This is a genomic window from Flavobacterium sp. GW823-FHT04A11 (genome assembly GCF_058796535.1).
Genome location: NZ_CM179503.1, coordinates 2977524 through 2992003, shown reverse-complemented (window position 1 = coordinate 2992003; position 14480 = coordinate 2977524). Strand labels below are relative to the sequence as shown.

Annotated in this window: 8 protein-coding genes and 1 pseudogene; 6 read left to right on the top strand and 3 right to left on the bottom strand. The window is 34.2% G+C overall.

From position 1 onward, the window contains the following. Positions 1–156 precede the first annotated feature (156 nt). Together AC3QL1_RS12815 and AC3QL1_RS12810 are read left to right on the top strand one after the other, a co-directional pair. The gene (locus tag AC3QL1_RS12815; RefSeq protein ID WP_492491873.1) at positions 157–2148 is read left to right on the top strand and encodes a DUF349 domain-containing protein; all 1992 of its coding nucleotides are present in this window, start codon (positions 157–159) and stop codon (positions 2146–2148) included. Between the two features lie 383 nt (positions 2149–2531). Then, positions 2532–2948 carry an OsmC family protein gene (locus AC3QL1_RS12810; protein ID WP_492491872.1) on the top strand — a complete coding sequence of 139 codons (417 nt, stop codon included), beginning with the start codon at positions 2532–2534 and terminating at the stop codon, positions 2946–2948. A gap of 73 nt (positions 2949–3021) precedes the next feature. Here the strand turns inward: AC3QL1_RS12810 and AC3QL1_RS12805 are convergent, their stop codons facing one another. After that, on the bottom strand, positions 3022–4290 hold the full coding sequence (locus tag AC3QL1_RS12805) for a tetratricopeptide repeat protein (RefSeq protein ID WP_492491870.1): 1269 nt from the start codon (positions 4288–4290) through the stop codon (positions 3022–3024). Between the two features lie 44 nt (positions 4291–4334). Continuing rightward, the gene (gyrA, locus tag AC3QL1_RS12800) at positions 4335–6974 is read right to left on the bottom strand and encodes a DNA gyrase subunit A (RefSeq protein ID WP_492491869.1); all 2640 of its coding nucleotides are present in this window, start codon (positions 6972–6974) and stop codon (positions 4335–4337) included. 256 nt (positions 6975–7230) lie between these two features. On the opposite strand from gyrA, the gene AC3QL1_RS12795 reads away from it, so the two are divergent. From AC3QL1_RS12795 to AC3QL1_RS12780, 4 genes and pseudogenes are all read left to right on the top strand, one after another. Further along, positions 7231–9777 carry an ATP-dependent Clp protease ATP-binding subunit gene (locus AC3QL1_RS12795; protein ID WP_492491868.1) on the top strand — a complete coding sequence of 849 codons (2547 nt, stop codon included), beginning with the start codon at positions 7231–7233 and terminating at the stop codon, positions 9775–9777. A 139-nt stretch (positions 9778–9916) separates the two neighbouring features. Then, a complete protein-coding gene (rimK, locus tag AC3QL1_RS12790; RefSeq protein WP_492491866.1) occupies positions 9917–11290 on the top strand; it encodes a 30S ribosomal protein S6--L-glutamate ligase in 1374 nt (457 codons plus the stop codon). A gap of 93 nt (positions 11291–11383) precedes the next feature. After that, a pseudogene (locus tag AC3QL1_RS12785) lies at positions 11384–11901 on the top strand (DUF421 domain-containing protein). A gap of 66 nt (positions 11902–11967) precedes the next feature. Further along, the gene (locus tag AC3QL1_RS12780) at positions 11968–13020 is read left to right on the top strand and encodes a serine hydrolase domain-containing protein (protein ID WP_492491865.1); all 1053 of its coding nucleotides are present in this window, start codon (positions 11968–11970) and stop codon (positions 13018–13020) included. A gap of 96 nt (positions 13021–13116) precedes the next feature. On the opposite strand, the gene AC3QL1_RS12775 is transcribed toward AC3QL1_RS12780, so the two are convergent. Then, positions 13117–14448 (bottom strand): inorganic phosphate transporter, encoded by a 1332-nt coding sequence (locus tag AC3QL1_RS12775; RefSeq protein WP_492491863.1) that lies wholly within the window; start codon positions 14446–14448, stop codon positions 13117–13119. Between the last annotated feature and the right edge of the window lie 32 nt (positions 14449–14480).

Genomic DNA, 14480 nt, shown 5'->3' with positions numbered 1-14480 from the left:
AAAATTCGGCGAAAAAACTGGTAGGATAATCTTAAATCAATTCAATAAATAAGAATTTCATCGCAAAATAGTACATAAACAAAGGAATTATTTTGTATTTAGAAACACCTTTACTATCTTTCGCAATGTTTAAATCAATATACTTATACATTTAAAATGTTAGAAGAAAAGAATGATAACCTGCAAGAAGCAGACGGAAAATTAGGAATCGAAATTAGTGATTCTCTAGAAAATGATGCAATTGAAACATCAGATGCAGAAGTAGCGCCTGAAAGTGAAATTTTACTTCCTGAAAATGAAGTAGAAGTTACTGAAGAAGCCAATGAAGAAAGCCATCAGACGGCTTTGGATGCCATAACAAATTCAAATGCAGAAGAAAGTGAAGATGAAACGCTGAAAGAGCGCCATGATATTCCTATGCAGGATTATGATACTTTTTCATTGGATGAACTGGTTGATGAATTAAAAAAATTGGTGAACACAGACAAAGTAATGTCTGTAAAAGATCATATCGAAGAAATTAAAAAATCGTTTTTATTACAATATAACCATCTTATTGAGGAGAAAAAAGAAGAATTTAATGCCTCAAAACAAGATCCGAATGAAGAATTTGAGTACCATTCTCCTTTAAAATCTAAATTTGACGAGTATTATAACATATTTAGAGAAAAAAGAAACGTTCATTTTAAACATTTACAAAGTAATTTAAAAACAAATTTAGAGAACCGACTTGCAATAGTTGAGGAACTAAAAGAACTTATAAATCCGCAGGAAAACATCAAAGACACGCTTAAACATTTTAATGATTTAAGAGAAAGATGGAAAAATGCGGGAGCAATTCCGAAAGATAAATACAATCACGTTTGGAACAATTATCACTTTCACGTAGAAAATTTCTATGATTATCTACATTTAGATCGTGAAGCCAGAGATTTAGATTTTAAATACAACTTAGATCAAAAGCAAAAAATTATTGCGCGCGTTGAAGAATTAACAAATGAAACTGACATTAGCAAAGCGTTTCGTGAATTACAGGATTTACACAGAATCTGGAAAGAAGATATTGGACCGGTTTCTAAAGAACACCGTGATGTTATCTGGAATAAATTCAGTGAATTAACTAAAAAAATTCACGATAAGAGAGAATTATTATTTGAAAGCCAAAGAGCAAACGAGCAGCAAAATCTTGAAGTTAAAAAGGAAATTATTGCTAAAATCGAAGTTTTAGGTACTGAAAAAGTAAACTCGCATTCGCAATGGCTAGTTCAGATTCAAAAAGTGGAAGCACTTAGAAATGAGTTTTTCGCTGCCGGTAAAGTTCCGTCAGAAGTAAATGAAGAAACCTGGGCGACTTTTAAAACTGCCGTTAGAAACTTTAATTCTTTTAAAAATTCGTTTTACAAGGACATTAAAAAAGATCAAAACGACAATTTAAATAAAAAAATGGCTCTTGTTGCCAAAGCAAAAGAATTACAGGAAAGTACAGATTTTGCTGCCACTACTCCGATCATGAAGCAAATTCAGGAAGAGTGGAAACAGATTGGTCACGTTCCTAAAAAATATTCAGATAAAATCTGGAAAGAATTTAAAGATGCTTGTAATCATTATTTCGACAAATTAAAAGAACATAAATCTGAAGAAAACGTTGACGAAGTTGCTGCTTTTGATAACAAAAAAGCATATTTGGATATCTTGAGAGCTTATCAATTGACGGGTGATCACAAAACAGATTTAGATGCTATCAAACAACATATCGAAACCTGGAAAGGCTTTGGAAAAGTTCCTTTTTCAAGACGTCACATCGAAGGAAAATTCAATAAAATCTTAGACGCACTTTTTGAAAAATTAAGTTTGAGCAAGAAAGAAACAGAAATGATGCGTTTTTCTAACAGAATTGATTCATTATCTGAAAGCAATGACACAAGAAAATTAGATAACGAAAAGATTTTCTTAATGCGTAAGATTGAAGAAGTACAAAACGAAATTTTTCAGTTAGAAAATAATATTCAGTTTTTTACGAATACTAAAAACGCTAAAAAAGAAAATTCAATTGTTCTGGAAGTACGCAAAAATATTGCTATTCACAAGGAAAGCCTTGAAGTTTGGAAAGACAAATTGAAACAATTACGTAATTTAGGTCAGGAATAGACTTTAGTTTATATAATAAATTTATTAAGGAGTAATGATATTTTCATTGCTCCTTTTTTTTGTTATGGTTGGAGCGAATTTTACCGCAAAGTTCGCTAAGGTTTACGCAAGATTCGCAAAGGTAAATCAACACAAAGCTTTGCGAACTTTATGTTTATAAACAGACCACTAAATTTAATCTTTGCGGACTTTACGGTAAAATTTAACAGGAACGGGCTTCGACTACGCTAAGCCTGAAAATCGTAACTAACCTCTCAACCTGAAACCTGAAACTTGAAACCTTTTTTACTTTTCACCTTCACATAACAAATTCATAAAACTATTCTGTAAAATATTGATTATATTTGAGTATCAAAAAATTATAAACCTTAATATTTTATACAATGAAATTTACAAGAAAAGCAAATGCCAACTGGCAAGGAACCGGTATGGAAGGAACTGGAAAGATTAGTACACAAAGTACAACATTAGATAACGCTCAATTATCATTTAAAACAAGATTTGCAGATGGCGTGGGTACAAATCCTGAAGAACTTATTGCAGCCGCACATTCGGGTTGTTTTACAATGCAGTTAAGCTTTTTATTGAATGAAGGAGGTTTTACAGCAGATGATTTATCTACAGAAGCAACTGTTACTTTTGAAGACGGAACAATTACTTTGATTCATTTAGACTTAAAAGGAAAAGTTCCTTCTATATCTGCCGAAGAATTCGAGAAAACAGCCACTAAAGCAAAAGAAATCTGTCCAATTTCTAAACTTTTAAATACAACTATTACATTATCAGCTACATTATTATAGATATAAAAATTATAAAGCATAAAAAAAACCTTCGCTTTCGCGAAGGTTTTTTTATATATTGAGAACGTATTTATTACATTCTTGCTTTCAATTCTTTTGCTTCAGCAGACATTTCTAAAGCTTTATAAACTCCTAATAATGTTTTTGATACATCTTCGTTTTTAGGATCTAACTCATTTGCTTTTTTAAGGTAAGGAATAACTCCTTTGAAAACACTTTCTCTTTGCGCTTTCAAAACGTCATAACGCTTCATATCTTTTGCAGAAGTACCTAATTTGTTCATTTCATCAATGATTGGTTTTTCAGCTTCAAGTTTTAACGCAGCAAGATTAAGGTATGCATTTGTGTAGTTAGGATTAATTTCGATAGCTTTTAAATAATATTTTTCAGCATCGGCACCGTTTTTAGCATTTGCACTAATAACACCTAAATTAAATAATAAATCAGCATTGTTTGGATCTTGTTGTAATGCTTCACCAACTAATTTTTTGTAAGTTTCAAAATCTTTAGTCTCTAAGTATAAATTAGCTTCTGAAAGAATTAAAGAAGAATCTTCCGGATTCGCTTTTCTTGCATCTGCAATCGCTTTTTTCGCGTCTTCAATACGGCCTTTTTGAACTAAAATTAAAGCTAAGTTTTTATAAATCTCACCTCTTTTAGAAGGAATAGCTTCTGTTTTAGGTTTTTCGTGAGTTCCTAATTTTACTGCTAAATCTCTTTCGCTTGCTGTATTAAATCCATCTTCGTTTCCTGACGCTTTGTTAACTGCAGTATAACTAGTTCCTTTACCAGAATAGTTTAACTTTTTCAACTCTTCGTACATTGGTAAAGCTGTATCATAATCCTGAGCATTTACTGCTGTTGAAGCTGCATAGTATAAATTGATAGTATCTTTTTTATCTAATAAGTAAGCATCATACAATTTTTTTGCTCCGTCAGCATGTTTGTTAGCCTGAGTATCAGCAATTGCAGAGTTAATTAATTTTCCTTTAATTTCACCAATAGAAGCAGCTGCCTGAGTTGAATACTTTAATTTTCCAGAAGTTTTTTCAATCTCAATTAACTTTTTATAGCTTTCAGCTGCAAGAGAAAGGTTTTTACCCGCTTCTACACTTTTGTTTGCTAAATCAAGGTATGCGTTACCTTGTACAAAATAATATTGTGCCTGTTCAACATCTTTGGCATTCACCACCATGTTTTCAGCATCTTTTAATATCGTAATTGCTCCTTGAGCATCTCCGCCTTTTAATGCTTTCTCTGCACTTTTAATCTGATCTTTTTGAGCAAAAGTAGCTACTGAAATCAATAATGCTGATGCAAGTATTACATATTTACTTTTCATAATATTCAATTTGTGTTTTAATTTTAAATTCGTGGTTATATATTTTATTCTTCTGATTCTTCTTCAGAATCATCTTCGTCTTCAACTACTTCATCAGAATCGTCGTCGTCGTCATCTTCTACAGTACCATCATCTTCAAGAACTTCTAAATCCGGTTTAACTCTTTCGATAACAGGCCCTACTACATTTCCGTCTTCATCAACTACAACTTCTTCAACATCATCTTTCATAACTTTTGTTACTGCTGCAATAGAATCTTTACCTTTTAAGTTAATCAATCGAACACCTTGTGTTGCACGACCCATCACACGTAAATCTTCAATAGCCATTCTAATTGTCAATCCTGATTTATTGATGATCATTAAATCGTCAGCATCAGTTACGGCGTTGATAGAAATCAGTTTTCCTGTCTTTTCTGTGATATTAAGGGTTTTAACACCTTTACCACCACGGTTTGTAATTCTGTAAACATCTTCTCCGTCTTCGTCTACTAATTTGGTACGTTTTCCGTATCCGTTTTCAGTTACAACTAAAATTTGAGAATCGTTAATATCATTTTTATCAACAGTAACCATACCAATTACTTCATCTGTATCATCTTTTAAGGTAATTCCACGAACTCCGGAAGCTGTTCTTCCCATCGGACGTGTTTTGGTTTCTTCAAAACGAACCAATTTACCAGACTTAACAGCTAAGATAATTTGGCTTTCTCCGTTGGTTAATTGCGCGCCCATTAATTCGTCACCTTCCTTAATAGTAATAGCAGCAACACCATTTACCCTTGGTTTAGAATATTTCTCCAGAGAAGTTTTCTTAACCTGACCTTGTTTGGTAACCATTACAAGGTTATGACTGTTGATATAATCTTTGTCTTTTAAGTCTTGCGTACAAATGAAAGCTTTTACTTTATCATCACTTTCAATGTTTACCAAGTTTTGAATTGCTCTTCCTTTTGCCGTTTTACTTCCTTCCGGAATTTCGTACACGCGCATCCAGAAACATTTTCCTTTTTGCGTAAAGAACATCATATATTGGTGATTGGTTGCAACGAACATGTGTTCAAGGAAATCCTGATCTCTTGTTCCGGCACTTTTTTGTCCAACTCCTCCTCTATTCTGAGTTTTATATTCGGTAAGGTTTGTACGTTTAATATAACCTGCGTGCGAAATTGTAATTACAACATTTTCATCTGCAATTAAATCTTCAATACTTACATCTCCACCAGAATATTCAATTTGAGAACGACGCTCATCTCCGTATTTCTCGCGAATTTCTTCAAGCTCTTCCTTAATCAAAGCTGTTCTTAAATCAACATCAGCTAATAATGCTTTTAAGTGTTCGATTAATTTCATTAATTCTTCAAACTCAGCTCTTAATTTGTCTTGCTCCAGACCTGTCAACTGACGCAAACGCATCTCAACAATAGCACGTGCCTGAATATCTGACAAACTGAATCTTTCAATTAATTTTTCACGCGCTTCTTCTGTATTTTTAGATCCTCTGATGATCGCAATTACTTCGTCAATATTATCAGAAGCAATAATTAATCCTTCTAATATATGCGCTCTTTCTTCAGCCTTACGTAATTCAAACTGTGTTCTTCTAACTACAACATCATGACGGTGCTCAATAAAATAGTGAATCATATCTTTTAGATTCAGCATTTGAGGACGTCCTTTTACAAGTGCAATATTATTTACACTAAAAGATGATTGTAATGATGTGAACTTATATAAGGTATTCAAAACTACGTTTGGCGTAGCATCACGTTTCAGGATATAAACGATACGCATACCGTTTCTGTCAGATTCGTCACGAATATTGGCAATACCTTCAATTTTTTTATCGTTAACCAAATCAGCCGTACGTTTGATCATTTCGGCTTTGTTCACCTGATATGGAATCTCGGTAACAATGATACATTCTCTTCCGTCAACTTCTTCAAAACCAACTTTTGCACGCATTACAATACGCCCTCTACCGGTTTTAAATGCTTCACGAACGCCTTCATAACCATATATTACACCACCTGTTGGAAAATCAGGAGCTTTAATATGCGTCATTAATTCGTCTACTTCAATATCGTTATTATCAAGATATGCTAAAGTACCGTTGATAACTTCTGTTAAATTGTGTGGCGGCATATTGGTTGCCATACCAACTGCAATACCTGTTGCTCCGTTTACCAATAAAGTAGGAACTCTTGTAGGCATTACTTTTGGCTCATATAAAGTATCGTCAAAGTTTAGTTGAAAATCAACTGTTTCTTTTTCGATATCTGCCATAATATCTTCCGAGATTTTGCGCATTCTGGCCTCAGTATAACGCATTGCTGCCGGACTGTCACCATCGACAGAACCAAAGTTACCCTGACCGTCAACTAATAAATATCGCATACTCCATTCCTGCGCCATACGTACCATTGCATCATAAACAGAGGTATCTCCGTGTGGGTGATACTTACCCAGAACCTCTCCTACGATTCTCGCAGATTTTTTGTGGGCAGATCTTGATGTTACTCCTAAGTCATACATTCCGTAAAGAACTCTTCGATGCACTGGTTTCAAGCCATCTCTAACATCAGGAAGTGCTCTCGATACGATTACTGACATCGAATAATCGATGTAAGCTGATTTCATTTCATCTTCTATGTTAATAGGAATTAACTTTTCTCCTTCAGACATAAGTTGTTATGTTTAAATAATTATTTAGTTTCAAAGCGTGCCAAGATACGGTTTTTTGAAATTTTTTCAGCTATTTACTTACACTTATTTCAATGATTTATTAACAACTTTATTTTACTTTTTAGTTAATAAATTAAGCGTTTTTTAACGCTTTTATTGTTATTTTTTTTGTCTATTAGCTGACAGGAGTTTTGGAAGGGTACGGTTTTTGTTTTTCAAAGACTAATTCACTAAATTTACAATACAATTATATATTATGGATGATAATTTTTCACCAAGAGTAAAAGATGTTATTACCTACAGTAAAGAAGAGGCCTTGCGTTTGGGCCACGACTTTATAGGTACTGAACATCTAATGCTGGGCATTTTGAGGGATGGAAACGGTAAAGCCATTCATATACTTAATAACCTTGCAGTCGATTTAGATCATTTGCGCAGAAAGGTAGAAATACTGAGTCCCGCCAATCAAAGCGTTGAAGTAAATGCTGAAAAGAAAAATCTTCATCTTACCCGTCAAGCGGAAAGGGCACTGAAGACGACTTTTCTCGAAGCAAAAGTATTTCAGAGCTCATCAATTAGCACGGCCCACCTGCTTTTATGTATCTTACGAAACGAAAACGATCCAACAACCAAGCTGTTGAATAAACTTAAAATAGATTATGACATAGCTAAAGAACAATATTTAAATATGACTCCAAACGAAGAAGAATTCTTAGAAAACTTGCCAAGAAACGAATCATACAATGATGATTCAGGACAAGATGACAGTCTGAAGGAAAGTAGTTTTAACAATCCGGCCAATAAGTCAAACAAAAAATCAAAGACTCCGGTTTTAGATAATTTTGGGAGAGATTTAACAGAAATGGCCGAAGAAGGAAAACTAGATCCGGTTGTAGGACGCGAAAAAGAAATAGAGCGTGTATCGCAAATTTTAAGCCGTAGAAAAAAGAACAACCCACTTCTTATTGGTGAACCAGGAGTTGGTAAATCTGCTATTGCCGAAGGATTAGCTTTACGCATCATTCAGAAAAAAGTATCACGTATTCTTTTCAACAAACGTGTGGTTACTCTTGATCTGGCAAGTTTAGTTGCCGGAACAAAATACCGCGGTCAGTTTGAAGAAAGAATGAAAGCCGTGATGAACGAACTTGAAAAAAATGACGATATCATTCTTTTCATTGACGAAATTCATACTATTGTAGGTGCTGGCGGAGCAACAGGTTCTCTTGATGCTTCAAACATGTTCAAACCTGCATTAGCAAGAGGCGAAATTCAATGTATTGGTGCTACAACGCTTGATGAGTACAGACAATATATTGAAAAAGACGGAGCTCTTGAAAGACGTTTTCAAAAAGTAATTGTTGAACCAACTTCTGTTGAAGAAACGATTGCCATTTTGAACAATGTAAAAGACAAATACGAAGATCACCACAACGTAACTTATACGCAGGAAGCTATTGAAGCTTGTGTTAAATTAACGAACAGATATATGTCTGAGCGTTTTTTACCGGACAAAGCTATTGATGCTCTTGACGAAGCAGGTTCTCGTGTACACATTACTAATATTGATGTTCCAAAACAAATTCTGGATTTAGAACGTCAGTTAGAAGAAGTACGTGAAAACAAAAACATGGTAGTGAAAAAACAAAAATATGAAGAAGCTGCCAAACTTCGTGATGATGAAAAACGTATTGAAAAAGATTTAGCTGTTGCGCAAGAACAATGGGAAGAAGATTCTAAAAACAACAGAATTGAAGTTACAGAAGATAATGTAGCCGATGTTGTTTCGATGATGACCGGAATTCCTGTAAACAGAATTGCACAAACAGAAAGCAACAAATTAGCCAAATTACCTGAATTGATTCAGAACAAAGTAATTGGTCAAAATGATGCAGTTTTAAAAATTGCACGTTCTATTCAACGTAACAGAGCCGGACTTAAAGATCCGAACAAACCAATTGGTTCGTTTATTTTCTTAGGTCAGACTGGAGTTGGTAAAACACAATTAGCGAAAGTTTTAGCAAAAGAATTATTCGATTCTGAAGATGCGTTAGTTCGTATCGACATGAGTGAATACATGGAAAAATTTGCGATCTCTCGTTTAGTTGGAGCGCCTCCGGGATACGTAGGTTACGAAGAAGGTGGACAATTAACTGAAAAAGTTCGTAGAAAACCATATTGTGTTGTTCTTTTAGATGAGATCGAAAAAGCGCATCCGGATGTGTTTAATATGATGCTTCAAGTTCTTGATGATGGATATTTGACAGATAGTTTAGGTCGCAAAATCGACTTTAAAAATACGATCATTATCATGACATCGAATGTTGGAGCACGTCAGTTAAAAGATTTTGGACAAGGTGTAGGATTTGGAACTGCTGCGAAAGTAGCTCAGGCCGATGAAAACTCAAAAAGCATTATCGAAAATGCATTGAAAAAAACCTTTGCTCCTGAATTCCTAAACAGAATTGATGACGTAATCGTATTCAACGCATTAGAGAAACATGATATTGATTTGATTATCGAAATCGAGCTTAAAAAACTATACACTCGTATTGCTGAATTAGGTTATAAATTGAGTCTTACTGATAAAGCCAAAGCGTTTATCGCTGAAAAAGGTTTTGACAGACAATTTGGTGCAAGACCTCTAAAAAGAGCGATCCAGAAATATGTTGAAGATTTGTTAGCCGAAGAGATTATCACTTCGAAAATACATTCAGGAGATGAAATTTTGATGGATTTGAAAGATGATTCTCAGGAACTTTCTGTAGAAGTACATAAAGCAGAAGAGCCTACGAATCTGTAATTAGTTAAATTCTATAACAAAAATAACAAACCCGTTACGTTTTTATAACATAACGGGTTTTTTCTTTGGGTAAAATCGTATCTTTATTAAAAGCAAATAGCTACTTTTGAATATTAAAATTTATAATAACTAATAACGTATGCTTCAAAACAAAGTCATTTTAGGTAGCGAAGAATGGTGTTCATTTCCAGAACTAGGAATCCCTACAATCAAGGCTCGTGTCGATTCAGGCGCAAAAACATCGGCAATGCACGCCATAAACATAGCTCCTTTTATAAAAAATGATGCGAATTGGGTAAAATTCGACATTAACCCAATTCAGAATAATATAAAAACCATTATTCATTGCGAAGCGCCGCTGGTTGATAAAAGAATTGTAAAAAGTTCAAGCGGGTTCAGAGAACATCGCTACGTTATTCAGACCAGTCTTAAAATTGGCGATACAAAATGGCCAATCGAAATGACGCTGACGAATCGTGACTCAATGGGTTTTAGAATGCTTTTAGGACGTGAAGCCATGAGCGGACGTGTATTAGTCGATCCCGAAGAAAAATACATGCTAGGACAGCCATCTACCGAAACATTAAAGGAATTATACCAAAACTCTGAAAAGGCGACTTCTGGCTTAAGAATCGGACTTTTGGCCAGTAATCCTGAATTGTACAGCAATAAAAGAATCATGGAAGCCGGCGAAATGCGCGGTCATGAAATGCATTTTTTGAATATCAAGGAATGTTACATGAAACTGGATGCCAAAACTCCTGAAATTCATTATCGCGGTGGAAAAATATTAAATCAATTTGATGCCATTATTCCGAGAATCCGACCAAGCATTACTTTTTACGGATGTGCTTTAACGCGTCAATTTGAAGCTTTAAAGGTTTTCGTTTTAAATTCGGCCACAGCCATAACACAATCGCGTGATAAATTATATTCACTGCAATTGCTTTTAAATAGTGGAATCGATATCCCGACAACTGGTTTTGCGAATTCTCCTTTGGACACGGACAACTTAATTAAAATGGTTGGAGGTTCGCCTTTAATCGTAAAATTATTGGAAGGAACACAAGGAAAAGGTGTTGTTTTGGCAGAAACTAAAAAAGCTGCAGAAAGTGTTATTAATGCTTTTAAAAGCTTAAATGCCAACATTCTTGTTCAGGAATTCATCAAGGAAGCCAACGGAAAAGACATTCGCTGTTTTGTAATCGACGGAAAAGTAGTTGCAGCCATTCAGCGCGAAGCAATGCCCGGAGAATTCAGAGCAAACATTCACCTTGGCGGAACCGCTTCTGTAATAAAAGTGACACCCGAAGAAAAAAAGATCGCTATAAAAGCAGCAAAAGCAATGGATTTAAAAGTTGCCGGCGTTGATATTATTCGTTCTTCAAAAGGACCTTTATTGTTAGAAGTAAACTCTTCTCCAGGTTTGGAAGGAATTGAAGGCGCCACAAATAAAGATATTGCCGGAGAAATGATCAGAGCAATCGAGAAAAATTTTAAATTGGTATTATAAGTTCATTTAAACTTCATAACACATAATTAATTTAGCAGCTTTGTCAAAGTTTTAAACTTTGACAAAGCTTTTTTTAAACCCTAAACCTAAAAAATGATGTTACCACCGTATTTAGATATTATTTTAAGAAGTGTTGCAGTGTATTTTTTTATGACAATTGCACTCAGAATTTTTGGTAAAAAAGAACTTTCACAGTTAAATACCGCTGATATTATTCTGATTTTACTGATTAGCAATTCCGTTCAAAATGCAATGGTTGGCCCTGACACTAGCCTTTGGGGAGGTTTGATTGCTGCTTTGGCTTTATTTATCATTAATTATGTTATCAAAAAACTGACTCATAAATACAAAGCACTAAACAATTTACTTCTAGACAAACCTGAAATCTTAATTCATGACGGAACATTAGATTTTAAAACTTTAAGCAAATTAGACATTTCACACGAAGAATTAAAAGAGCGGCACGTGAACATGGTTTAGAACATTTAACCGATGTAAAGCTTTGTATGCTCGAAATTGACGGTACAATCAGTATTATTTCGAAAGATAAAACCAATCTGAAAGAAACTCATTTCAAACGAAAACACAATCATAAGAATTTTAGAAAATAACTTTTCAGAAATTCCAATATTTTTTAAATTCCAAATTCCAACTACAATCAACCATCAACCAACCAAATGAAGAAATTATTCCCGATTTTATTTGCCTTTATTATTACAAGCGGATTTTCGCAAAATTTAAATACCAAAAGATTAGACAGTTTGTTTCAGCTTTTAGAGAAAAACAACAAATACATGGGAAGTATTGTCATTTCAGAAAACGGAAAACTTATTTATTCAAAATCTATTGGTTATGATGATGTTGAGGCTTCAAAAAAGTCAGACATAAATACCCGATACAGAATTGGTTCCATTTCAAAAATATTTACCGCTTCATTGGTTTTAAAAGCTGTTGAAGAGAACAAAATTAATTTAAACCAAACCATTGACCACTATTTTCCAACAATAAAAAATGCTAACAAAATTACAGTTTCCAATTTATTGAATCACAGGAGCGGCATATATGATTTTACAAACGACGACAGTTACTTCGACTGGAATACCCAATATCAATCGAGAGCTAAAATGACAGAAAGAATTGCTGCAGGAGAAATTGCTTTTGAGCCTGACACAAAAGGCGAATACAGCAATTCTAACTATGTTTTACTGACTTATATACTGGAAGATCTTTACCAAAAACCGTACGCTGAAATTTTAAATCAAAAAATAGTCAAACCGCTAAAGTTAAAGAGCACTTATTACGGAGGAAAAATAAATAGCGCCAATAAAGAATGTTATTCGTATAGCTTTTCCGGAGAATGGGTAAAAAGTATCGAAACCGACATGTCTATTCCATTAGGAGCCGGAGGAATCGTTTCTACTCCTACCGATTTGAACTTTTTTATTAAAAACCTTTTTGCAGGTAAAATAATTTCAAAAGAGCATTTAAATTTAATGAAAACTACCAAAGACAAATTTGGTATGGGAATGTTTCAATTTCCGTATCAGGATAAAAAAATCTACGGTCATACGGGTGGAGTTGACAGATTTAAGTCGGTGTTGGCTTATTTGCCAAAAGAAAAACTAGCCATTGCATTTTGTTCAAACGGAAAAGATTACGACAATAACAATGTTTTACAATGTGTGCTTAGTGCTTATTTTAATGATGCATTTAAAATGCCAATGTTTTAATAAATTCCAAATAAAAAATTCCAAATTCCAAAGTTGATGTTTTCACATTTCACTTGGAATTTGGAATTTAAAAATATTGGAATTTAATTTTATTTATTAAATAAATACGCTCAGAATAAAGTAAACGAATCCCGCTAAAATAGCCGAAATAGGAATCGTTAATATCCATGCCCAGATCAAACTTACAGTTACACCCCAACGAACGGCAGATACACGTTTTGTTAATCCAACGCCGATGATAGAACCTGTAATCGTATGCGTTGTACTTACCGGAATTTTTAAATGCTCAGTAAAATAAAGCGTTAATGCACCAGCAGTTTCAGCAGCAACTCCTTCAAACGAGGTTACTTTTGTGATTTTAGAACCCATTGTTTTCACAATTTTCCATCCACCACTCAAAGTTCCCGCAGCAATCGCAGAATAACAAGCTAATGGAATCCAGCCCGGCATTACACCTTTTACTCCTGTATCATCATTTGGCAAAACAACATCTAACCAGGAATCCATGTGAACTCCGGGATTAGTATGAATATAAACCGCTACAGCAGCAGCAATAATACCCATTACTTTTTGAGAATCGTTTCCTCCGTGTCCTAAACTAAAAGCCGCAGAAGATAACAATTGCATTTTTTTCAAAGCAGCATCTGCCTGATGTAGATTTAAACTGCTAAATATCAAACAAAATGCACTTACTGTTAAGATAATAAAAGCAACTAAAAACCATTTAATGTTATGCGGATCAAAAGCTACACTCCAAAAATGAGAATCAAAACGTGGTTTCTCAATTTCTGAATAAGGTACCATTAAACTGCTAACAACCCAAACGGTAGCAATCATTAAAGCAACAGTGAATATTTTAGGAAAAATACTTTTACGAGAAGCATTCAATAACCAAATCGAGATTAAATAAGAAGCAAATGCTCCTAATAATGGTGCTAAAACAATAAAGGCAATAATAATAAGAACTCCTGAAGGCATTCCACCATCTTTTCCGGCTTTATACCAGCTTACGATTTCGTACCAATAATGTGTCGCTCCATCTTCACCAACATAACCAGAAAAACCGTGTACAGCTATAGCGTGGGCAACGGCTGCTCCGGCAAAACCACCAATTAAAGTGTGTGAAGAACTTGAAGGAATTCCTAGCCACCATGTCAGTAAATTCCAGCAAATTGCTGCAATAACACCGGCAAGAATTACGACAAGGTTGATTTCCATAGTGTGCGCTGTTTTTGCAACAGTATCTGCAACACCAAATCCGAAAACCCAATAAGCTAGAAAGTTAAAAAATGCTGCCCAAAGAACGGCCTGAAAAGGCGTTAGTACCTTTGTAGCAACAACGGTTGCTATAGCATTTGCCGCATCATGAAAACCATTGATGTAATCAAAAATTAAAGCTAATACTATAATAATTATAAGTAGCGTCATAAATTATAACTTCAGAATGAAATAAATTGAAT

Bases quoted from the DNA above. Each gene is read 5' to 3' on its own strand.
- AC3QL1_RS12815 (WP_492491873.1), top strand. From the start codon at position 157: ATGTTAGAAGAAAAGAATGATAACCTGCAAGAAGCAGACGGAAAATTA.
- AC3QL1_RS12810 (WP_492491872.1), top strand. From the start codon at position 2,532: ATGAAATTTACAAGAAAAGCAAATGCCAACTGGCAAGGAACCGGTATG.
- AC3QL1_RS12805 (WP_492491870.1), bottom strand. From the start codon at position 4,290: ATGAAAAGTAAATATGTAATACTTGCATCAGCATTATTGATTTCAGTA.
- gyrA (WP_492491869.1), bottom strand. From the start codon at position 6,974: ATGTCTGAAGGAGAAAAGTTAATTCCTATTAACATAGAAGATGAAATG.
- AC3QL1_RS12795 (WP_492491868.1), top strand. From the start codon at position 7,231: ATGGATGATAATTTTTCACCAAGAGTAAAAGATGTTATTACCTACAGT.
- rimK (WP_492491866.1), top strand. From the start codon at position 9,917: ATGCTTCAAAACAAAGTCATTTTAGGTAGCGAAGAATGGTGTTCATTT.
- AC3QL1_RS12780 (WP_492491865.1), top strand. From the start codon at position 11,968: ATGAAGAAATTATTCCCGATTTTATTTGCCTTTATTATTACAAGCGGA.
- AC3QL1_RS12775 (WP_492491863.1), bottom strand. From the start codon at position 14,448: ATGACGCTACTTATAATTATTATAGTATTAGCTTTAATTTTTGATTAC.